The sequence below is a fragment of the Streptomyces sp. NPDC048172 genome (genome assembly GCF_043202595.1).
GTDB lineage: Bacteria > Actinomycetota > Actinomycetes > Streptomycetales > Streptomycetaceae > Streptomyces.
Map to the genome: position 1 here is coordinate 668,227 of NZ_JBIDAT010000005.1, position 21,730 is coordinate 689,956.

19 protein-coding genes are annotated in these 21,730 nt (G+C 72.5%); 11 read left to right on the forward strand and 8 right to left on the reverse strand.

All coding sequences use genetic code 11. From position 1 onward, the window contains the following. Positions 1-518: 518 nt before the first annotated feature. From ACGF3A_RS24765 to ACGF3A_RS24795, 7 genes are all read right to left on the reverse strand, one after another. The gene (locus ACGF3A_RS24765; protein ID WP_393732457.1) at positions 519-1,133 is read right to left on the reverse strand and encodes a DJ-1/PfpI family protein; all 615 of its coding nucleotides are present in this window, start codon (positions 1,131-1,133) and stop codon (positions 519-521) included. Positions 1,134-1,184: 51 nt separating this feature from the next. Beyond that, on the reverse strand, positions 1,185-2,174 hold the full coding sequence (locus tag ACGF3A_RS24770; RefSeq protein WP_393732458.1) for a GlxA family transcriptional regulator: 990 nt from the start codon (positions 2,172-2,174) through the stop codon (positions 1,185-1,187). An 86-nt stretch (positions 2,175-2,260) separates the two neighbouring features. Then, positions 2,261-3,409, reverse strand: a complete 1,149-nt coding sequence (gene dgoD / locus ACGF3A_RS24775; RefSeq protein ID WP_393732459.1) for a galactonate dehydratase — start codon at positions 3,407-3,409, stop codon at positions 2,261-2,263. Positions 3,410-3,418: 9 nt separating this feature from the next. Continuing rightward, a complete protein-coding gene (locus ACGF3A_RS24780) occupies positions 3,419-4,336 on the reverse strand; it encodes a carbohydrate ABC transporter permease (RefSeq protein ID WP_393732460.1) in 918 nt (305 codons plus the stop codon). Beyond that, positions 4,333-5,247 (reverse strand): carbohydrate ABC transporter permease, encoded by a 915-nt coding sequence (locus ACGF3A_RS24785; RefSeq protein WP_393732461.1) that lies wholly within the window; start codon positions 5,245-5,247, stop codon positions 4,333-4,335. Before ACGF3A_RS24785 ends, ACGF3A_RS24780 begins: the two co-directional genes overlap by 4 nt. Beyond that, complete coding sequence (locus ACGF3A_RS24790; protein WP_393732462.1) at positions 5,244-6,548, reverse strand: ABC transporter substrate-binding protein; 1,305 nt, start codon at positions 6,546-6,548, stop codon at positions 5,244-5,246. Before ACGF3A_RS24790 ends, ACGF3A_RS24785 begins: the two co-directional genes overlap by 4 nt. Before the next feature lie 338 nt (positions 6,549-6,886). Then, positions 6,887-8,884, reverse strand: a complete 1,998-nt coding sequence (locus ACGF3A_RS24795; RefSeq protein ID WP_393732463.1) for a beta-galactosidase — start codon at positions 8,882-8,884, stop codon at positions 6,887-6,889. Between the two features lie 110 nt (positions 8,885-8,994). Here ACGF3A_RS24795 and ACGF3A_RS24800 point away from each other — a divergent pair, with 110 nt between their 5' ends. The 9 genes from ACGF3A_RS24800 (at position 8,995) to ACGF3A_RS24840 (ending at position 19,417) form a co-directional block, all read left to right on the forward strand. Continuing rightward, positions 8,995-9,756 carry an SDR family NAD(P)-dependent oxidoreductase gene (locus ACGF3A_RS24800; RefSeq protein ID WP_393732464.1) on the forward strand — a complete coding sequence of 254 codons (762 nt, stop codon included), beginning with the start codon at positions 8,995-8,997 and terminating at the stop codon, positions 9,754-9,756. Between the two features lie 60 nt (positions 9,757-9,816). Beyond that, the gene (locus ACGF3A_RS24805) at positions 9,817-10,563 is read left to right on the forward strand and encodes a FadR/GntR family transcriptional regulator (protein ID WP_393732465.1); all 747 of its coding nucleotides are present in this window, start codon (positions 9,817-9,819) and stop codon (positions 10,561-10,563) included. Positions 10,564-10,645: 82 nt separating this feature from the next. After that, complete coding sequence (locus ACGF3A_RS24810) at positions 10,646-11,005, forward strand: hypothetical protein (protein ID WP_393732466.1); 360 nt, start codon at positions 10,646-10,648, stop codon at positions 11,003-11,005. Positions 11,006-11,126: 121 nt separating this feature from the next. Next, positions 11,127-12,536 (forward strand): MFS transporter, encoded by a 1,410-nt coding sequence (locus ACGF3A_RS24815; protein WP_393732467.1) that lies wholly within the window; start codon positions 11,127-11,129, stop codon positions 12,534-12,536. A gap of 242 nt (positions 12,537-12,778) precedes the next feature. Beyond that, complete coding sequence (gene rho, locus ACGF3A_RS24820) at positions 12,779-13,699, forward strand: transcription termination factor Rho (RefSeq protein ID WP_393732468.1); 921 nt, start codon at positions 12,779-12,781, stop codon at positions 13,697-13,699. A gap of 336 nt (positions 13,700-14,035) precedes the next feature. Continuing rightward, positions 14,036-15,775, forward strand: a complete 1,740-nt coding sequence (locus tag ACGF3A_RS24825) for an ABC transporter substrate-binding protein (protein ID WP_393732469.1) — start codon at positions 14,036-14,038, stop codon at positions 15,773-15,775. After that, positions 15,775-16,800 (forward strand): ABC transporter permease, encoded by a 1,026-nt coding sequence (locus ACGF3A_RS24830; protein ID WP_393732470.1) that lies wholly within the window; start codon positions 15,775-15,777, stop codon positions 16,798-16,800. Before ACGF3A_RS24825 ends, ACGF3A_RS24830 begins: the two co-directional genes overlap by 1 nt. Then, positions 16,797-17,792, forward strand: a complete 996-nt coding sequence (locus ACGF3A_RS24835; protein ID WP_393732471.1) for an ABC transporter permease — start codon at positions 16,797-16,799, stop codon at positions 17,790-17,792. Before ACGF3A_RS24830 ends, ACGF3A_RS24835 begins: the two co-directional genes overlap by 4 nt. Then, on the forward strand, positions 17,789-19,417 hold the full coding sequence (locus ACGF3A_RS24840; protein ID WP_393732472.1) for a dipeptide ABC transporter ATP-binding protein: 1,629 nt from the start codon (positions 17,789-17,791) through the stop codon (positions 19,415-19,417). The genes ACGF3A_RS24835 and ACGF3A_RS24840 overlap by 4 nt, the downstream gene beginning before the upstream one ends. A gap of 12 nt (positions 19,418-19,429) precedes the next feature. On the opposite strand, the gene ACGF3A_RS24845 is transcribed toward ACGF3A_RS24840, so the two are convergent. Next, complete coding sequence (locus ACGF3A_RS24845; RefSeq protein WP_393732473.1) at positions 19,430-19,810, reverse strand: hypothetical protein; 381 nt, start codon at positions 19,808-19,810, stop codon at positions 19,430-19,432. A gap of 150 nt (positions 19,811-19,960) precedes the next feature. Between ACGF3A_RS24845 and ACGF3A_RS24850 the strand changes: the two genes are divergently transcribed. Continuing rightward, positions 19,961-20,962 (forward strand): alpha/beta fold hydrolase, encoded by a 1,002-nt coding sequence (locus tag ACGF3A_RS24850; protein WP_393732474.1) that lies wholly within the window; start codon positions 19,961-19,963, stop codon positions 20,960-20,962. A gap of 246 nt (positions 20,963-21,208) precedes the next feature. After that, the gene (locus tag ACGF3A_RS24855) at positions 21,209-21,724 is read left to right on the forward strand and encodes a hypothetical protein (RefSeq protein ID WP_393732475.1); all 516 of its coding nucleotides are present in this window, start codon (positions 21,209-21,211) and stop codon (positions 21,722-21,724) included. Positions 21,725-21,730 lie beyond the last annotated feature (6 nt).

The following is a 21,730-nucleotide window of genomic DNA, read 5'->3' on the forward strand; positions in this document are numbered from 1 at the left end:
GCTCTCTCACCCCGTCCGCCGTCCCGGGCCGGGGAGTCCCGCGCCGGGGAGTCCCCGGGACCGTCGTCCGAGGGCGCGGAGGGCGCCTGCGAGGCCTGGCGTGCGGGAGCCGTCGGGAGCGGCGCGTCGGTGCGGGGCGGGGTCTTCTCGTACGGCTTCCAGAGTCCGCCGACGACAACACCGACGAACAGCAGATATCCGGCACATCCACAACCCACGGCAACGGCCGTGAACCGGAAGAACCTCCTTCTTCTACCTGAACTTTCAATAAATATCGGGCGGTTGCCCTGATCTTGCTGACTACTACTGTGGGGGGTCCTACGCATGAGGCGTGAGTGTAACCAGCGAGATTACCGGCTGCACAGGGAGGCTTTAAGCCGGGCCGAGGTGTTTACATGACCGTGACGCGTGGCTCGCGCGGAAATTGAAGCGCGTTATCACGGCAATTCACAGGTGCGCCGCGGAATCAAATTGGCATATACCCTTGCGGCGCCCGCTCCGGTGAACACCCCTTTTCTTCACCGGGCTTGGCTGAACTTCCGCACGACCTCCGCAGGTGCTTTGTGCGGCGAGCCCGCGTCGTAGGGCGGTTCGGGGTCGTACTCGATCATGAGCTGCACCCCCTGCGCGAAGGCGTCACCGGCGAGGCGTCCGGCGAGCGAAAGACCCATGTCGATGCCGGCGGAGACCCCCGCCGCGGTGACGTATTTCTCATCGAAGACCACCCGCTCCCCCGTCGGCTCGGCGCCGTACGTCCGCAGCTGGTCGAGGGCGAGCCAGTGGGAGGTCGCGCGGCGCCCCTGGAGCAGTCCGGCCGCTCCCAGCAGCAGTGATCCGGTGCACACCGAGACCGTCCACACGCTGGTCGCGTCGGCCGCGCGCAGCCACTCCAGCAGCCGCGCGTTCCCGACGTCCGGCTCGGGGCCGCCGGGGACGACGACGATGCCGGGCGCGGGAACGTCGGCGAAGGAGGCCGTGGCCGGAAGGGTGAGCGTGCCGAGGTCGTCCCGTACGGGCCCCGGGCGCTCGGCGACGAAGACGATTTCGGCGTCCGGCAGCGGGCTGAGCGTCTGGTACGGGCCAATGGCGTCGAGCGCGGTGAAGCCCTCGTAGAGGAGAATGGCGATCTGCATGGAAAATTCCCTTTCCTGGGGGCGGGTTCCAGAGAGTGTGCGAAGGCGCGCTCAGTCGAGCGCCACGGCCGAGCGGAAGCGGCGGCCGTATTCGGAGGGCGGAGTTCCGAGCGCCTTGAGGAAGGCCCGCCGCATCGCCTCGGGCGTGCCGTATCCGGAGGCGCGGGAGATCTCCTCGATTCCGTACGCGGTGTCCTCCAGCAGCCGCCTGGCGTGTTCCAGCCGTACGCGCTCCACGTACCGCCCCGGCGTCGTCCCGGTCTCCGCCTGGAACGCGCGGGCGAAGTGCCGGGGCGAGAGCCGGGCCCGGTCCGCGAGGGCGGCCACCGAGAGGTCGGCGTCCGGGTGCTCGGTGATCCAGCGCTGGACCTCGCGCAGCGGCGCGCGGCTGGCGGTCTGCGCGGCGAGCTGGGCGCTGAACTGTGCCTGGTTCCCTGGACGGCGCAGGAAGACCACCAGGTGCCGGGCGACAGTGAGCGCGACGTCCCGGCCGAGGTCCTCCTCGACCAGGGCGAGTGCCAGGTCGATCCCGGCGGTCACCCCCGCGGAGGTCGCGACGTGCCCGTCGCGGACGTAGATCGGGTCCGGGTCGACCTCGATCTCCGGGTGGTCGCGTGCGAGCGTGTCGCAGTACGCCCAGTGCGAGGTCACCCGGCGCCCGTCGAGCGCGCCCGCCTCCGCGAGCAGCCGGGCGCCGGTGCAGACGGAGACCAGCCGCGTGGCGCGCGGCGCGGCGTGCCGCAGCCAGGCGACGACCCGCTCCTCGTCGGCGCCCTCGCCCGAGCCGCCGGGCACCACCAGGGTGTGCGGCGCCGAGGGCGCGTCCCCGAGCGCGAGGTCGGGGAGCAGCCGCAGTCCACTGGAGGCGCGGACGGGCCCGCCGTCCACCGACGCGGTGCGCACCCGGTACGGGCTGCCGCCCGCGGCGAACCCCGCGCCGGTGAAGACCTCCAGGGGGCCGGTGACGTCCAGGCTCTGGACGCCGTCGAAGACGACGAGCAGCACGTCACGGGTGCCACCGGCGGCGGGAAGGGGTGTCATGCCCCCGATTCTTCAGCGGCCCGGGGACGGCGGCAATGACGAGTTCCCCACCTTTCCTGCCATGGAGCCTCCCGCTCGGTCACCGGTCACCACTCCGCGAACGAGCCGTCCGGGTGCCGCCAGACCGGGTTGTGCCAGCTCTCCGCCCTGCCGTCGGCCTCCCGTACGGCCTTCTCGTCGATACGGACGCCGAGGCCCGGCTCCGTGGGGCGCAGCAGATGGCCGTCGTGGAAGCGGAAGACCTCGGGGTCGGCGACGTAGTCGAGCAGCTCGGCCCCGGTGTTGTAGTGGATCCCGATCGACTGCTCCTGGATGAGGAAGTTCGGGGTGCAGAAGGCCAGTTGGAGGCTGGCGGCCAGGGCGAGGGGGCCCAGCGGGCAGTGCGGGGCGACCGCCACGTCGAAGGTCTCGGCGAGGGAGGCGATGCGCCGCGTCTCGGAGATGCCGCCCGCGTGCGACAGGTCGGGCTGCAGCACGGCGACCCCGGCCTGGAGCGCCGGGAGCACCTCCGTACGGGAGAAGAGCCGCTCCCCCGTGGCGATCGGGACGGTGGTGCCCGCGGTGACCTCGCGGAGCAGCGCGGTGTGCTCGGGCAGCACCGGCTCCTCGACGAACATCGGCCCGTACGGCTCCAGCACCTCGATGGCGCGGCGGGCGCCCGCGGCGGAGAAGCGGCCGTGGAAGTCGACCGCGAAGTCCCCCTCGGGGCCCAGCGCCTCGCGGGCCGCCTCGGCGCGCGCCGCGACCTGGCGCAGCTCGGCGACGTTGGGCAGCCGGTCCATGCGCCCGGAGCCGTTCATCTTCACGGCGGTGAAGCCCGCCGCCACCTGCTCGGCGACCTGTTCGCCGACGGCGGCGGGCTCGTCGCCGCCGACCCAGCAGTAGGCGCGGGCCCGTTCGCGCACCGGCCCGCCGAGGAGCTGGTGCACGGGCGCGCCGTACGCCTTGCCCGCGAGGTCCCACAGCGCCTGGTCGAGCCCCGCGACGGCGGAGGAGAGCACGGGCCCGCCCCGGTAGAAGGAGCCCTTGGTCATGAGCTGCCAGTGGTCCTCGATCCGCAGCGGGTCCGCGCCCACCAGGAACTGGGCGGCGAGTTCACGGACGGCCGTACGGACGGTGTCGGCGCGGCCCTCCACGACGGGCTCGCCCCAGCCGACCAGGCCGTCGTCCGTCTCGATCCGGCAGAACAGCCAGCGCGGCGGCACGGCGAAGGTCTCGACCCGGGTGATCTTCACGTGTGTTCCCTACTCCTTGACGCTGCCTTCGGTGAGCCCCGTCCGCCAGTAACGCTGGAGGACGAGCATCGCGAAGGCCAGGGGGATGACGGAGACGAAGGCGCCGCCGATGGTGTACTGCGTGAGCTCGGGGAACCGGTCGGCGGCCTCCTTCCAGGTGACGAGGCCGAGGGTGATCGGGTACTTCCGGTCCTCGGAGAGCATCACCAGCGGCAGGAAGTAGTTGTTCCAGATGTGCACGAACTGGAAGAGGAAGACGGTCACCAGCGCGGGCGACATGATGCGCAGCACCAGCGTGAAGAAGATCCGCTCCTCGCTCGCCCCGTCCACCCGGGCGGCCTCCAGCACGGTGTCGGGCACCGCCGACTCCGCGTAGATCCGGCACAGGTAGACGCCGAAGGGGCTCACCACGCTGGGGATGAGCACGCCCCAGTAGGTGTTGGTCAGCTCCAGCTTGCTGAACATCAGATAGAGCGGCAGGGCCAGCGCCGTGGAGGGCAGCAGCACGCCCGCGAGGACGAGCTTGAAGACGGCCTCCCTGCCCCGGAAGCGGTACTTGGCCAGCGCGAACCCGGCAGCGGCCGAGAGCAGCGTGGCGACGACGGCGCCGACTCCCGCGTAGAGCAGCGAGTTGAGCGCCCACTGGAGATAGATGTGGTCGTCGTAGGCGAAGACCTTGCCGAGGTTGTGCCAGAGCTGCGGGGCGTCGAACCAGAAGCCGAAGCTGCCGTAGAGGCTGCCGTTGGACTTCGTGGCGGCGACGACCAGCCAGTAGACGGGGATGAGGAAGTAGACCGCCGCGAGCGCGAGGACCGCGACGAGCAGCACGCGGCCGGGTCGGAGCGGGCGTCGCCGCCGGGGCGCGGGCGGGGGCGCGGGGGCCGTCGGGGGCGCGTCGGTCCTGGTGCTTGTGGTCGTGGCGCTCACCGCTCGCTCCTTCGCTTGCGGTTGACGAGGCTGAGGAAGCCGAACGACAGCACCATGGCGACGACGGCGAGGATGACGGACTTCGCGGCGGCCATGTAGACGTTGGCGTTGGCGAAGGCGTCGAAGTAGGCGCTGAGATTCGGCGTGAAGTCGTTGTTCACGGCGGGCGCGAGCTTCTTCAGCACCAGCGGCTCGGCGAAGAGCTGCATCGTGCCGATGATCGAGAAGACGCAGGTGAGGACGAGGGCCGGGCGCACCAGCGGGATCTTGATGCGCAGCGCGGTCTGCCAAGGACCGGCGCCGTCGATCTTCGCCGCCTCGTACAGCTCCTGCGGGATCGACTTGAGCTGGGCGACGATGATCAGCATGTTGTACCCCGCGAACTCCCAGATCACGATGTTCGCGATGGACCACAGCACGTTGTCGTAGCCGAGGAAGTCGGGCTGGAAGCCGAGCGAGCCCAGCATGTCGTTGATCGGGCTGACCCCGGGGACGTAGAGGAAGCCCCACAGGATGGTGGCGATCACGCCGGGGATGCCGTACGGCAGGAAGTACGTGGCCCGCATCAGCCCGGCCCAGCGGTCCTTGACCTGGTCCAGCAGGAGCGCGAGCACCAGCGCCAGCAGCAGCATCACCGGCACCTGCACGATGCCGAAGAGCAGCACCCGGCCGAAGCCCTCCAGGAACGAGGTCTGCTGGAGCGCCAGTTGGTAGTTCTCCAGCCCCGCGAAGCCGACGGACGGCTTGCCCAGGCCCATCGGGCCCGAGCGCTCGACCTTCAGCATGCTCTGGTAGACCGCGTAGAAGATCGGCGCGATCATCGCGAAGAGGTAGACCGCGAGGAAGGGCGCGAGAAACCGCCACGCCTTACGGTCGGGACGGCTGCGCCGCCGGGTCCTGAGGCCGCTCATCGCGCACTCCTCGCCTTCAGCCCCTTGGCCTTGAGGTCGTCCACGAACTTGCCCTGCGCGTCGCGCAGGGCCTCCTGGACGCTGCCGTGTCCGTCGGCGGCCCGGCCGATGTTGTCCTGGATGTGGGCGTACGACTGGATGGTGGTCGGCGCGAACCGCCACGAGGTGTCCACGTTCTCGTCGGAGACCTGGAAGACCTCGTTGTAACGCTGGCCGCCGAAGAACGGGTCCGGCTTGCCCAGCGCGCTCTTGTCGAGGTCGAGCTTCGCCGCGGGCCAGCCGTACCCGGCGGCGACGAGCAGGTCGATGGACTCGGGCGCGCTGTTGAGCCAGTGCGCGAACTTGATCGCCTCGACGGGGTGCCGGGTGCCCTGGAGGATCGCGGTGGCGGAGCCGCCCCAGTTGGACGAGGCGTGCGCGCCCGCCTCCCACTGCGGCAGCTCCGCCACCCGCCACTTCCCCTTCGTGCGGGGCGCGTTGCCGCGCACCAGCGCGTCCTGCCACTGGGCGCCGAGCCAGCCCGCGAACTGGCCGGTCTGGAGGCCCTTGAAGAACCCGGACTGCGAGTCCTGGACGGCCGCCACGAGCTTGTCGCGCAGCAAGCCGTCCCAGAAGTCGGCGACCTCCATCGACTCGGGGCTCGTCAGGTCCACCACCCACGTGTCGTCCTCGGCCCGCACCCAGTGCGCTCCGCGCTGCCACGGGAGGGAGGCGAACCACTGCGCGTTGACCGGCGGGAACGCGGTGATGTACGAGCCGCGCTTACGGATCTTCTTCGCGGCGGCTCGGAACGCGTCCCAGGTGCGCGGGACCTCCACGTCCCACCTCTCGAAGAGGTCCTTGCGGTGGAAGAACCCCATCGGGCCCGACGCCTGCGGCATGGCGTAGGTCCGGCCCGCGAAGACGCCCTGCTTCCACTGCCAGTCGACGTACTGGTCCTTGACCTTGTCGGCCCCGTACTCCGTGAGGTCCGTCAGCCCGTTGGCCAGCATGAACTCGGGCAGCGCGTAGTACTCGATCTGCGCGAGGTCGGGAGGGTCGCCCGCCTTCAGCGACGAGTGCATCTTCTGGTACCCGCCGGACGTGTTGGCGGGCACCATCTGGACCTGGACGTGGATGTCCGGGTTCTTCTTGTTCCACAGAGCGACGGCCTTCTGCAGCGGCACCCACGTCCACAGAACCAGCCTGACCTTCTGGCCCGCCTTACGCGGGGCCGAGGTCGTCATCCGGGTGGCCCCGGCGGATTCGCCGCAGGCCGCGAGCGTCGGCGTTGCGGCGGCAGCCGCGCCCCAAGTAAGCACTTTCCTTCTGGTAGGCACCTGACCTCCTTGTCAGAGCTCTTTCTGTCGCGTGCCCGGCGAAGTGGGCTGCGCTTGCCAGCCCTGCGCCTCTGGCGCAGACCTCCCAAGCGCAGAAGGGAGAAGCAGGGCTTGCCCCGCAAGGGGCACGGGGCTGTGCCGTTCCGGGCGCGGAACGTGCCCCGTCAGGGGCGCGGGACTGTGCTGATCTGCGGCTCCGCCGCGCGAGCGCGACCGTTCCGGGCTCGGAACGTGCCCCGTCAGGGGCGCGGGGAACTGCGCGACAAGCCACGTCGCGGGCGCGGCCTGCGAAGCACGGCAAGGGGCAGCCCCTGATCAGCTCAGTGCTGGATCACCGCCACTCCGCGTGCGGGGAGAACGAGGGCCGTCACCTCCTCCGGAGAGGCGCTCAGGAGGTCTCGGCCCGCGCTCGGGAGGGCGATCTCCGCCTCCTCCTCGCCGTGGTTGAGCAGAAAGAGGAACCGGCCCTCCGCGCCCTCGCGGACCGTCACCTGGACGTCCTCGGGGAGCCCGTCGACGAGAGGGCTGACCCCCGCCTCACCCCGGGCCCGGTCCGTCAGGGCCCTCATCGTCGCGGGGTCGAGCCGCGTACCCACGTACCAGGCGACACCGTCCCCGTAGGCGTGCCGCGTCAGCGCGGGGCGTCCCGCGAGCTCTCCCTCCCCGAACTCGGCGACAGCCGAAGCCCCTTCGAGGTGGATGTCCTCCGACCACAGGTCACCGGCGCCGGAGAGGCCGCCCCGCACACCCACCGTGGAACCCTCGTCGAGGGGCCAGAACTCCTCGATCCGCAGGCCGAGCACCTCCCTCAGCGGCCCGGGGTACCCCCCGAGGTGGACGCGGTCGTTCTCGTCGGAGATGCCGGTGAAGAAGGAGACGAGCAGGTGCCCTCCCTCACGGACGTACCGCGTGAGACGCTCGCCCGTGCCCTCGCTCATCAGATACAGGTTCGGGACGACGACCAGCTTGTACGCGGACAGATCACTGTCCGGCGGCAGGACGTCGCAGGGGACGCCGGCGCGGAAGAACGGCCGGTAGTGGCGCAGCAGCGCCTCCCGCTGGCTGAGCGCCGAGGACGGGTGCGAGCCCTGTTCCAGCGCCCACCAGCTCTGCCAGTCGATGAGCAGCGCGACGTCCGCGGCGTTCCGCGAGCCGGCGATCTGCGGGACGGACCCCAGCTCGCGGCCCAGCTCGGCGACCTCGCGGAAGATCCGGGTGTCGGGCCCGGCGTGCGGGACCATCGCGGAGTGGAACTTCTCGGCGCCGCCGGGCGACTGGCGCCACTGGAAGTACAGGACCGCGTCGGCGCCCTGCGCCACCGCCTGCCAGCTCCACAGCCGCATCTTCCCGTACGGTTTGGGGCTGTTGCGCGCTCGCCAGTTGACGGCGCTGGGCGCCTGCTCCATCAGCATCCACGGCCGTCCGCCGCCGGTGGAGCGCGTGACGTCGAAGGCGGCGCCCGCGTCGATGTGGGTCTCGGGGTCGTACGGGTCCTGGTAGAAGTCCAGCGACTGGACGTCCTCGTGCGCGGCCCACCGGTAGGGGTCGACGGGCTTGTGGTGCGGCATGTGGTTCGTCGTGACCGGCACCCCGGGGGCCACCCGGTCCAGCACCTCCTTCTCCGCGAGGTAGCACTGCAGGAGCGCGTCGTCGCTGAACCGGAGGTAGTCCAGGACCTGCGTCGGGTTGGGGTGCGTGGGGGTCGCGCGGGGCGGCACGACCTGGTCGAAGGAGCCGTAGCGCTGGGACCAGAAGGTGGTGGCCCAGGCCGCGTTGAGGGCCTCGACGGTGCCGTAGCGCTCGCGGAGCCAGCGGCGGAAGTCGGCGGCGGAGACGTCGCAGTAGCAGACGGGGTTCGAGCAGCCGTACTCGTTGCCGATGTGCCAGATGTCGAGCGCGGGGTGGTCCGCGTAGCGCGTGGCGAGCCGCTCGACGAGGCGGGCCGCGTGCTCGCGGTAGACGGGGCTGGAGGGGCAGAAGTGCTGCCGGGAGCCGGGCCATTTCCGGACGCCCTCGGCGGTCTCCAGCAGGATCTCGGGGGCCAGCTCGCTCAGCCACGGGGGCGGCGAGGCCGTCATGGTCGCGAGGCAGACGCGGATGCCCGCCTCCGCCAGGGTGTCCATGACGCGGTCGAACCAGCCGAAGTCGTACTCTCCCGGGCGCTGTTCGATCAGCCCCCAGGAGAAGATCCCGGCCGTGACCATGGTGACCCCGGCCTCCTTCATCAGCCGGACGTCCTCGGCCCAGACCTCCTCGGGCCAGTGCTCGGGGTTGTAGTCGCCGCCGAAGTGGATGCGGTCGCTGCGTACTGCGGTCATGGGCTCTGCCTCTCTTGACGAGTGACAAGTGCGATGCGCGGCACCGTACAAGAACTCGTTATTTATGAATAGTTCTTGACGCCGTTCTTCTACCGGACGACCCTCGTCCCATGAGCGCTGACACCCGGAGGTTCATCGGACGTACAGCCGTCGTCACCGGAGCGGCGGCGGGGATCGGCGCGGCGACGGCGCGTCGGCTCGCGGCCGAGGGCGCCTCGGTCGTCGTCGCGGACATCGCCGCCGAGCGCGCGGCCGAGACCGCCGAGGCCCTGGTGAAGGACGGGGGCACGGCCGTGCCTGTGGCCGCCGACGTGGCGGGCGAGGAGGGCTGGGAGGCGGTCCTGGCCGCCGCGCGCCCGCTCGGCCCGGTCTCGGTGCTGGTCTCCAACGCGGTCGCGGTCGAGGTCGCCCCCGCGCACGAGACCTCCCCGGAGTCCTGGCACCGGCAGCTCGACGTCGGGCTGACGGCCGCCTTCCTCGGCTTCCGCGCCTGCCTGCCGGAGCTGCGCGCGGAGCGCGGCGCGGCCGTGCTGGTCTCCTCGGTCCACGCCCGCCACGGCATCCCCGGCCATCCCGCCTACGCGGCGGCGAAGGGCGGCCTGCTGTCGCTGTGCGGCCAGCTCGCCGTCGAGTACGGGCCTGACGTGCGGGTCAACGCGGTGCTGCCGGGCCCCGTCCTGACCCGCCTGTGGGACAGGGTCCCGGAGGACGAGCGGCGGGCCAGCGCGGCGGAGACGGCCGCCGGGCGCCTCGGCGACCCGGACGAGGTCGCCGCCGCCGTCGCCTTCCTGGCCTCCCCCGAGGCCTCGTTCGTGACGGGAGCGAGCCTGGTCGTGGACGGCGGCTGGAGCGTCGTAAAGTCATCGGCCTGACCCGGCCGTACGAGGTCGAGGTGAACGGCGGGGGTCGTAGAGGAGAAGGGAAGGTGCCCGATGTCCGGGTACGCGCGTCGGGGCGTCCACGGCCAGACGGTCGAGGCCATAGCCCACCGGGTGCTCGGCGGCCAGCTCGGCGAGGGCGCCACTCTCGATCTCGCGGCGCTCCAGGCGGAGCTGGGCGTGAGCCTCACCGCGCTCCGCGAGTCGCTGAAGGTGCTCGCCGCCAAGGGCATGGTCGACGCGCGGCAGAAGCGCGGCACCTTCGTCCGCCCGCGCGCGGACTGGAACCTGCTCGATGTCGACGTGCTGCGCTGGCAGTTCCAGTCCGGCACGGGACCGGGCGCCGAAGCGGGCCCCGGCGCGGGCGGGGTCCCGCCGCTGCTCCGCGACCTGGACGAGGTGCGGGGCATCGTCGAGCCCGCGGCCGTACGGCTCGCGGCCGAGCGGCGTACGGACGCCGACCTCGCGGCGCTCGACGCCGCGCTCACCGCCATGGACGAGGCCGACGACGGGGCGCCGGAGGCCGTCGAGGCGGACCTCGCCTTCCACCGGGCGCTGCTCGCGGCGTCCCACAACGAGCTGCTGGAGCGCATGGAGATGGTCATCTCCACGGGCCTCGCCGCGCGCGACCGCATCGTCCACGGCCCCGGCCACCACCCGGGCGACCCGGTCCCCAGCCACCGCGCGGTCCTGGACGCCGTACGCGCCCACGACGCGGACGCGGCCGAGTCCGCCATGCGCGACCTCCTGGCCCAGGCGGCCCAGGACCTCGCGGAGCTCCGCGAGAACCCGGCCCCGTGAAGGGTCTGTGGAACGGGCGCGGGGCGGCAGCGGTGCCGCGTCACACTGTGGCGGTTGTCGGCCACGGCTGAAGGGGAAGCGGATGGCACTGTTCAAGCGCGGCAGGGGCGAGGACGAGGACGGCTGGACGTTCGAGGGCGTCGGGGACGACGGGATGGACCACCGGTGGCGCGTGCGCATGGACCGGATGGACTCCTCCGTCATCGCCGACCACCGGCCCGTCCTCGAAACGGCCGCCCGCACGAAGGGGCAGACCCTCCCCGACTACCTCTCCTGGGTGGCCCACATGCCCGACGACGAGCTGCACCACTGGCGGGACAGGATCATCGACGGCGTCGCCACCGAGGAGGAGGCCGTGCTGTACAACGCCTGGCTGGACGTCCGGCAGGTGCTGCGGGAGCACCAGTTCCGCTACCCCGGCAAGCCGTCCTGGGACATGTGAGCCGGCGCGCCCGGCCCGCGGGGAACCTTCCCGTCGCGATTCCCGTTGAGTGACGGGTGGCTGGACGGGTTCCCGTCCGCCGCCTCCCTTCCGACTCGTCTCCCCGGAAGGGACTCCGCACATGTTCAGCAGCGCCTCAAGGCGCCGGATCGCGCTCGTGGCCGTCTTCCTCGCGGCCGTGATGGATCTGCTCGACGGCACCGTCGTCAATGTCGTGCTCCCCGCCATCCAGCGCGAACTCGGCGCGGACAACGCGGCGGCGGGCTGGATCGCCTCCGGCTACACCCTGGCCCTGGGCGTGCTGCTCACCGTCGGCGGCCGGGCCGGGGACCGCTACGGGCACCGCCGGGTACTGCTCGCCGGGACCGCCGGGTTCGCCGCCGCCTCGCTGGCGTGCGCGGCGGCGCCGACAGCCGGGGTGCTGATCACCGCGCGCGTGGCGCAGGGCGCGGCGAGCGCACTGATGGTGCCGCAGGCCCTGGCCCTCGTCCAGCTCCTCCATGCGCCGCGTGAACGGGCCCGCGCGATGGGCCTGTTCGCCACCGTGACCGGGCTGACGACGGTCGCGGGCCCCGTGGCGGGCGCGCTCCTGGCCGAGGCCGATGTGCTGGGCCTCGGCTGGCGGGCGGTGTTCCTGATCAACGTGCCGGTGAGCGGGTGCGTCCTCGCGGGCGTACGGACACTGCCGCGGACGCCCGTCGCCGCGCGGGACACGCTCGACCTGCCCGGCGCGGCGCTGCTCGCGCTCGGCCTGGTGGCCGTCGTGCTGCCGCTGCTCCAGGGCGGCGAGGCGGGCGCGACGTGGTGGGCCGGCGCGCTGCCGGTCCTCGCGTGCGTGCCGCTGGCCGCGTTCGTGGCGCGCGAGCGGGCCCGTACGGCGCGGGGCCTGCCGGTACTGGTGGACACCCGGCTCTTCCGCCACCGCGGCCTCACCGGCGCGGTGGTGGTGAGCGGCCTGGTCTTCGCGGCAGTGCACGGGCTCTTCTTCACACTCGCCCTCTACCTCCAGCGCGGCCTGGACCGGAGCGTGGCGACGGCGGCGCTGACGGTGCTGCCCTGGAGCCTCGGCATCCCGCTCGCCTCCACCCCGGCGTCCCGGTTCCTGGTGCCGCGCCACGGCCGCCGCGTACTCGGGGCCGGGATCGCGGTGCTGGCCGCCGGACTGGCGGGCACGGGAGGGGCGCTGACCGCCGCACCGACGGGTCCGGGAACGCTCGCGCTCGCGCCGTGGCTGCTGCTGGCGGGCTGCGGCATGGGGCTGATCGTCTCCCCGCTGCTGACGCTCGGGCTGGCCGAGGTGCCCGCGCACGGGACCGGGACCGCCGCGGGGCTGCTGCAGAACGTCCAGCAGCTCGGCGGCGCGATCGGCCTCGCGTGCGCCGCGGCGCTCTACTCGGCGCCGCTGGCCTCCGCGTCGCCCGGCGCGGCCGAGGCGACCTCCGCGTTCCGGCTCGTCGTCTGGTCGCTGGCGGGGCTGTGCTGCGCGACGGTGCCCGCGGTGCTGCTCCTCCCCCGGCGGCCGGAGAGCTGAGCCCCCTAAGTGGTACGGTTTTCACGGCACTTGTCGCAGCCCCTTCGTGTGGCGCCGGTGCCGCATCTCTCTGACAGCGGGTTCCGTCCCGCTTCCTTTCGCACCACGTGGTGATCCGTCGCGTATCTCGTATGTGACGTGACGCGCCGTGCCGTGCCGCGCCCCGTGCCGTTTCCGGCCGGGTGCCTTCTCTCTCACCCCCCTCCCTTTTCTCATTTCAGGACATTCACGAAAGGTCACCCATGACCAGCGCTCTCGGCTTTCTGCAGCCCGGCGACGCACCGCGCGAGCGGCCGCCCCGGTTCCACGAGCTCACCCCGCTCCACCCCCGCCACCGGCTGCGCCTCGAAGGGGCGGGCGGCGGGCTCACGTCCCGTCTCGTCGACCTGATCGCGCCGGTCGGCAAGGGGCAGCGGGGGCTGATCGCCGCGCCGCCCAAGACCGGCAAGACGGTGCTGCTCCAGCAGCTCGCCGCGGCGCTCACCGCCAACCACCCCGAGTGCCATCTGATGGTCGTGCTGATCGACGAGCGCCCCGAGGAGGTCACCGACATGCGCCGCTCCGTGCGCGGCGAGGTGCTCTCCTCGACCTTCGACCGGCCCGCCAAGGAGCACATCGCGCTCGCCGACCTCGCTCTCGCCCGGGCCAAGCGGCTCGTCGAGCAGGGCGAGGACGTGGTCATCCTGCTGGACTCCCTCACCCGGCTGTGCCGGGCCCACAACAGCGCGGCGGCGTCCGGGGGCCGCACCCTCAGCGGCGGGGTCGACGCGGCCTCGCTGCACGGGCCGAAGAAGTTCTTCGGCGCGGCGCGGGCCGCCGAGGAGGGCGGTTCGCTGACCATCCTCGCCACCGCCCTCGTGGAGACGGGCTCCCGGGCCGACGACTTCTGGTTCGAGGAGCTGAAGAGCACCGGCAACATGGAGCTGCGCCTGGACGCGGCCCCCGCGAACCGGCGGGTCTTCCCCGCCGTGCACCTCACCTCCTCCGGCACCCGCCGCGAGGAGCTGCTGATGCCCTCGACCGAGCTCGCGGGCGTACGGGCACTGCGCCAGGCCCTCGGGGCCGGGACGGACGGGAGCCGGACCTCGCTCGAAGCCCTCCTCGAACGGCTCAGGAAAACCCCCGACAACGCCACGTTCCTACGGCAGTTGAGGCACTCCTGACCCCATCCTGACCTCCGACGCGACACCTCTTGTCCCGGCACTCGAAACACTCCGTCTCGCATGGCGATACCGTCTTGTGCGGACCAGGGCAGATCGTCCAGGCTTCTGCCCATGTCGCGCCACCACTTCCCCGAGCACACCGGCTTCCGCCTGGTGCTCATCGGTGTGCACGCGCACGCGGTCTCCGACATCGACTGTCGCTGAGCTTCCTGGTCAGCGCCCCGCAGCGGCGTCCCGCAGCGGCCTGACACGACGCGTTCGCCTCTCTCTTCCTCCCTTCGCTCCTCCTTCGCTCACGCCGACGGCGTCTGCCGCCGCGAAAGGCACTCTCTCGCCATGCGCAATCACATACTGATACGCCCGTCTCGTCATACGGCCGTCACCGCCGTCGCCGGAATCGCCCTGACCGGGGTGCTCGCCTCCTGCGCCGGGCCGCAGGACGGGGACTCGGAGAGCGGCGCCGGGGGCAAGCCCGCCAAGGGCGGGAAGCTGCTGGTCCTCAACACCGAGCCGCAGGTCAACTTCGACCCGGCCCGGCTCTACACCTCCGGCGGCGGCAACGTCCCCTCCCTCGTGTTCCGCACCCTCACCACCCGCAAGCGCGCCAACGGCGAGGAGGGCACCAAGGTCGTCCCCGACCTCGCGACCGGGCTCGGCAAGCCCAGCGAGAACGCGAAGGTGTGGACGTACAAGCTCAAGAAGGGCCTGACGTACGAGGACGGCTCGCGGATCACCTCGGCCGACATCAAGTACGGGGTCGAGCGCTCGTTCGCCGCGGAGCTGTCGGGCGGCGCGCCGTACCTGCGGGACTGGCTGGAGGGCGGCGCCGACTTCCAGGGCCCGTTCGCGAAGAAGGGCCCCAAGACGCTCGACTCGATCGAGACGCCGGACGAGCGGACCATCGTCTTCCGTCTGAAGAAGCCCGTGGGCGACTTCCCGTACGTCGCGACGCAGACCCAGTTCGCGCCCGTACCGGAGAAGAAGGAGAAGGGCGCGAAGTACGAGAAGCACCCGCTGTCGTCCGGGCCGTACAAGGTCGTCAAGAACGAGAACGACGGCGAGCGTCTCCAGCTCGCCCGCAACACCCACTGGTCGGCGAAGAACGACCCGCACCGGCACGACTACCCCGACTCCATCGAGGTGCGCTCCGGACTCGACCCGGCCGTCATCAACCAGCGCCTCTCCACCAGCTCGGGCGACGACGCGAAGGCCATCACCACCGACACCAACCTCGGCCCGGCGGAGCTGGCGAAGCTGGGCAAGGACGGGAACGACAAGGAGCTGAAGAAGCGCGTCGGCGTCGGCCACTTCGGCTACACCAACTACCTCGCGTTCAACCCGAAGGTGAAGCCCTTCGACAAGAAGGAGGTCCGCGAGGCGATCTCGTACGCCATCGGGCGGCGCAGCGTCGTCAACGCGGTCGGCGGCACCTCGCTCGCCGAGCCCGCCACGACCTTCCTGCCGAACCAGAAGGCGCTGGGCTACACGCCCTACGACCACTTCCCGGCCGGGAAGAACGGCAGCCCGGAGAAGGCCCGCGAGGTCCTGAAGAAGGCCGGGTACGAGAAGGGGCTCACCGTCACCCTGGCCCACTCGACCGACGACAGCGCGATCGGCTCGAAGGTCGCCACGGCCGTGCAGCAGTCGCTGAAGAAGGCCGGGATCACCGTCAAACTCAAGGGCCTTGAGCGCAACGCCTACGACGAGAAGCGGCAGGACGCGGGCGACACCCCCGGCTTCTTCCTCTCCCAGTGGGGCGCGGACTGGCCCGCGGGCTACCCGTTCCTGGCGCCCATCTACGACGGGCGGCAGATCGTCAAGGACGGCTCGAACTTCAACCACGCGCAGCTCGACGACGACAAGATCAACAAGAAGTTCGACGACATCAGCGGCGACACCGACCTCAAGGCCGCGGCCCGCCGCTGGGGCGCCCTCGACAAGGAGATCGGCGAGCAGGCGCTCTCCGTGCCGCTCTTCCACCCGGTCTACCAGCGGCTCGTCGGCAAGGACGTCAAGAACGTCGTCATCAGCGACTGGACCGGCGTCCTCGACATCGCGCAGGTGGCGGTCAAGTAATGACGACCGCGTACGAGGCGGCCGAGGTGGCCGGGGCGGCGGCCACCGCGCCGGGCGCGGACCGCCGCCTGTGGCGGCGGCTGCGCGCCCGCCCCTCGGCCGTGGTGGCCGCCGCCGTGCTGGCCGTCCTGATCCTGGCCTCGCTCGCCGCGCCGCTCCTGGCGGCGGCGAGCGGCCAGGACCCGGACACCTACCACGACGGACTGATCGACTCCGCGAGCGGCGGCGCCCCGCGCGGCGCCTTCGGCGGCGTCAGCGCCGAGCACTGGCTCGGCGTCGAACCGGGCACGGGCCGCGACCTGTTCGCGCGGCTGCTGTACGGGGCGCGGATCTCGCTGCTCGTGGCAGCGGGCGCGACGGTCGTCCAGATCCTGATCGGGGTCTCCGTCGGGCTCGCCGCCGCGCTCGGCGGCCGCTGGGCCGACCAGGTCCTCAGCCGCGTCACGGACGTGATGGTGGCGCTGCCGATGCTGGTCCTGGCCATCGCGCTCACCACCGTCGTCCCCGACAGCTTCCCGCGTCCGCTGCTGCTGATCCTCGTCATGGGGCTGCTCGGCTGGGGCGCCACCTCGCGCGTCGTACGGGCGCAGGCGCTGACGCTGCGCGGGCTGGACTTCGTCGCGGCTGCCCGGCTCGGCGGCTCGGGACGGCTGCGGGTGGCGCGGCGCGAGCTGCTGCCGTCGCTGGCCGCGCCGGTGATCACGTACGCCGCCGTGCTGCTGCCGACGAACATCGTGCTGGAGGCGTCGCTGTCGTTCCTCGGCATCGGCGTGAAGCCGCCCACCCCGTCCTGGGGGCAGATGCTCTCGACGGCGACGACCTGGTTCCGCGCCGACCCGATGTACGTGCTGCTGCCCACCGGGCTGCTCTTCGTGACCGTCCTCGCCTTCACCGTCCTCGGCGACGCCGTGCGCACGGCGCTCGACCCGCGCGAGGCGAGCCGCCTGCGGGTGGGCCGCACGGGGACGGGGACGGGGACGGGGACGGGGACACGCGGGACCCGCAAGGAGAAGAAGACCCCGTGAGATTCGCCCTGTTCACCACCAAGCGGCTGGTGGGCGCCGTCCTCGTGCTGCTCGTCCTGTCCGTCGCGCTCTACGCGCTCTTCTACCTCGTCCCCGGCGACCCGGCGCGGCTCGCCTGCGGCAACCGCTGCAACGTCGAGCAGGTCGCGCAGGTCCGCGAGCGGCTGGGGCTGAACGAGCCGGTGTACGCGCAGTACCTGCACTTCGTCCAGGGCCTCTTCACGGGCCGGGACTTCCCCGCCGGCAACGGCGTCCAGCACTGCCAGGCGCCCTGCCTCGGGCTCTCCCGGCAGAACGACGAGGAGGTCACCTCCCTCATCGCCGAGGGCCTGCCCGCCACCGCCTCGCTGGCGCTGGGCGCGATGGTGATCTGGCTGCTGCTCGGCGTCGGCACCGGGCTGGTCTCGGCGCTGCGGCGCGGCGGGATCACCGAGCGCGTGCTGACCGTCCTCACCCTCGCCGGGAGCGGCACGCCCGTCTTCATCCTGGGCCTGCTGCTGCTCATGGCGGTCTGCGCCTATCTGCAGTGGCTGCCGTTCCCCTCGTACGTCCCCCTCACCCGCGACCCCGAGCAGTGGGCGTGGAACATGCTGCTGCCGTGGCTCGCGCTGGGGCTCTTCGAGAGCGCCAAGTACGCCCGGCTGACGCGCTCCTCGACGCTGGAGGTGCTCGCCGAGGATCACGTCCGTACGTTCCGCGCGTACGGGGTGAGCGAGCGCGCCGTCGTCACCCGGCACGCGCTGCGCGGCGCCCTGCCCCCGGTGATCGCGCTCAGCGCGCTGGACCTGGGGACGATGCTGGGCGGCGCGATGATCACCGAGCAGCTCTTCGGGCTGCCGGGGCTGGGGCGGCTGCTGATCGAGAGCGTGCGCGAGGTGGACCTGCCCGTCGTCGTCGGGATCGTCCTCGTCACCGGCGCCGCCGTGGTGATCGCCAACGCCGTCGCCGACGTCCTCTACGCACTCGCCGACCGAAGGGTGGCCCTGTCATGACCGGCCAGTTGATCGACGTACAGGACCTCACCGTCGACTTCCCCTCCGGCGACGGTTCCGTACGCGCGGTGGACGCGCTCTCCTTCTCGCTCGCGCCCGGCGCGGCCCTCGGCATCGTGGGCGAGTCGGGCTCGGGCAAGAGCACCGTCGCGGGCGCGCTGCTCGGGCTGCACCGGGAGACGGGCGCGCGCGTGTCGGGCGCGGTCACGGTCGACGGCACGGACGTGCTGAACGCGCCGCGGGACGAGCTGCGGAGGCTGCGCGGAGGGACGGCGGCGATGGTCTTCCAGGACCCGCTCTCCTCCCTCGACCCGTACATGGCGGTGGGCGACCAGATCGCCGAGGTGCACCGTACGCACGCGCCCCGGGTCTCCCGGCGCGCGGCCCGCGAGCGGGCCGTGGCGGTGCTGGACCGGGTCGGCATCCCCGACGCGGCCCGCCGCTCCCGGGCCAGGCCGCACGAGTTCAGCGGCGGCATGCGGCAGCGGACGCTGATCGCCATGGCGCTGGCCTGCGAGCCGAAGCTGCTCGTCGCGGACGAGCCGACGACCGCGCTGGACGTCACCGTGCAGGCGCAGATCCTCGACCTCCTGCACGAGCTGCGCGCCGAGAACGGCATGGGCCTCGTGCTGGTCTCCCACGACCTGGGCGTGGTCGCGGGCAGCGTCGACGCCATGCTGGTGATGCGCGACGGCCGGGCCGTCGAGGAGGGCCCGGTCGGGCAGGTGCTGGAGGCCCCCGTGGCCTCCTACACCCGCGAACTCCTCGCCGCCGTCCCCCGCCTGGAGGCCCCCCGGACCCGCCCCTCGGCGGCCCCCGGGGAGGTCCTCCTCGAAGCGGCGGACGTACGGCGGGAGTTCGGGCGCCGCAAGGACCGTGCGGTCGCGGTGGACGGGGTCTCGGTGACGGTCGCGGAGGGCGAGACCCTCGGCGTCGTCGGCGAGTCGGGCAGCGGCAAGACGACGCTCGGCCGGATGCTGGTCGGACTCCTCCCGCCGAGCGGCGGGGCCGTCCGCTACCGGGGCGAGGCCCTGCGCGGCGTACGCCCGGACCTCCAGATGGTCTTCCAGGACCCGGTCTCCTCCCTCAACCCCCGCCGCACCATCGGCGAGTCGGTGGCCGACCCGCTGCGGGCCGCCGGGAAACTGACGGACCGCGAGGCGACCGCGCGGGCGCGGGAGCTGCTGGCGCAGGTCGGGCTCGACCCCGACTGGTACCACCGCTTCCCGCACGAGTTCAGCGGCGGACAGCGGCAGCGCGTGGGCATCGCGCGGGCCCTGGCGCCCGGCCCGAAGGTGCTGGTCTGCGACGAGCCGGTCTCCGCGCTCGACGTCACCACCCAGGCCCAGGTCCTGGACCTCCTCGCCGGACTCCAGCGCGAACTGGGCCTGGGACTGGTCCTCATCGCCCACGACCTCGCGGTCGTCCGCCAGGCCGCCGACCGCGTCGCCGTCGTCCGCCGGGGCGCGGTCGTCGAACAGGGCCCGGTCGACGAGGTCTACGACACCCCGCGCGACCCGTACACCCGCCACCTCCTCACCGCGGTCCCGGTCCTCGACCCGACGGAGGCGACAGCACGCCGCGAGGCCCGCACGGCGGACCTCCGCGAGCCGGTGGGGGTGTGAGGCTGCCGGGGGTCAGCTCTCCGGTGAGGAGCTCCTGGACCGCTGCCAGGCGTTCACGCCCAGGCCGGTCACCAGCACGGCGAGGCCGCCGGTCAGGAAGATGCCGGTCCAGCCCAGCCGGGTGATCCGGGCGTTGTCGCACACGCGGGTGCGCCACGCGATCCCGTTCTCGGTCCACTTCTCCTCGCTCCAGCGGGCGGGCCCCAGCACGGAGCCGCACTCCACCGGGTCACGCCGCGAGATCTCGCCCTCCGCGGCGGCCGGATCGCGGACCTCCATGCCGGTGAACAGGGACAGCACGGCGGCGGCGAGGAGCAGCGCCGTGGCGAACAGCCAGCCGTACAGACTCGGGCCCCCGCGCACGGACAGTGCGTGTCCCTCGTAACTCCGCATGCATCCCCCTGAGCGGCGCCGTCGTCAGTGCCCGGATGCTACTCGGCGCGGGCCGCGAATTGCCGATCCGGCAAGAATCGTCGCCCCCGGGTGACGGCCCCCGCATGATCGGAAGGGCCGTCACCCGGAACACCGCACCGAGGAGTTGTCATGGAGAAGTGGTCGCACCGTCTGGTCCCCTCCCCCGCCGGGCGGATCCACGTCGTGGAGGAGGGCACGGGCCCTCTCGTGCTGCTCGTGCACGGCTTCCCCGAGTCCTGGTACTCGTGGCGGCACCAGCTCCCCGCGCTGGCCGCCGCCGGATACCGGGCGGTGGCCATGGACGTACGCGGGTACGGGCGTTCGTCGCGGCCCGAGGCCGTCGAGGAGTACCGGATGCGGGCGCTGGCCGAGGACTGCGCGGCCGTGGTGCGGGGCCTCGGCGAGCGTACGGCGGTCGTCGTGGGCCACGACTGGGGCGCGGGCATCGCGGCGCACGCGGCGCTGCTGCACCCCGACGCCGTCTCGGCCGTGGGCATGCTGAGCGTGCCGTACGCGCCGCGCGGCGGACCCCGGCCCACCGAGATCTTCGCGGGCCTCGGCGGCGACGAGGAGTTCTACGTCAGCTACTTCCAGCGCCCCGGAAGGGCGGAGGCGGAGATCGAGCCCGAGGTGCGCGGTTGGCTCGCCGGGTTCTACGCGGCGCTGTCGGCGGACACGATGCCCCCGGCCGACGCGCCGGACGTGCACTTCGTCGCGCCCGGCGGCAGGCTGAGGGACCGTTTCCCGTCCGGCGGCGCGGACGGGACCGGCGGCGCGCTGCCCGGCTGGCTGTCGGAGGCCGATCTCGACGTCTACGCGGCCGAGTTCGAGCGGACGGGCCTGACCGGGGCGCTGAACCGCTACCGCAACGTGGACCGCGACTGGGAGGACCTCGCCGGGCTGGACGGCGCGGCGATCGCGCAGCCCTCGCTCTTCGTCGGCGGCACCCTGGACGCGTCCACCACCTGGATGTCCCAGGCGATCGAGGCGTTCCCCGTCACCCTGCCGGGACTGGTCTCCTCGCACCTGCTGGAGGGCTGCGGCCACTGGGTGCAGCAGGAGCGCCCCGAGGAGGTCAACGGGATCCTCCTCGACTGGCTCGCGGCGGTCTCCGACCCGCGTCCCGCCTGAGGCGGATCCCGAGGCGGAACGTCGCTCCGCGTCAACAGTCCGTTACCCGCCGCGATTTGGCGCGTTTCTTCCTGGGCCCGTCCCCGGTGCGGACGTAGCGTCTGCGGGACCGGCGCCCCGGTCCCCGGCGCGGTGTACGCGGGCGGCCGCGGCGGTGTTGAACTGGCCCCGCCTGCCGCGGCCCCGCTGCTCCGAGCCCGGGTGCCGGGACGCGCCATGGCGTCCGACGATGCAGGGGAGGCGTCGATGGGACCCAGCGTGAATCTGCCGGGACTGCCCCGGATCGTGCGGGACGACCCGGCCTCCGCGCCATGGACGGCCCACCAGCTGTCGCTCGTCCTGGAGTTCCCGCGCGGCCACGGCGACGATGCCGGGGACTACGCGGCGGTCGGGCAGGTGACCCGCACGGTCCTCGCGGCGAGCGGGGCGCCCGCGCCGCTGGTCCGCCGCATGGCGGACGCGGTCCGCGTCGCGGCGCACTACGTGGTCGGGCACACCACGGCGAGGTCCTTCCGGCTGCTGGTCGGCTCGGACAGCAGGGGCTTCACCGTCGCGGTCACGGACTACCCGGAACCGCCCGCGTCCGGGCCACCGGCCTGGCTGCCCGTCTCGCGCGGCGACCGGCTGGAGCTGACGGGGGTCGGCCAGGGCAGGGACCCCCTAGTCGACAACGTGCTCGCCCCCGACGGCCTCCAGCTCCACCGCACCCCCGACGGCCACGTCCGCCTGGGCTGCCACACCCCTTGGCCCCCGGAGCCCTGATCACTC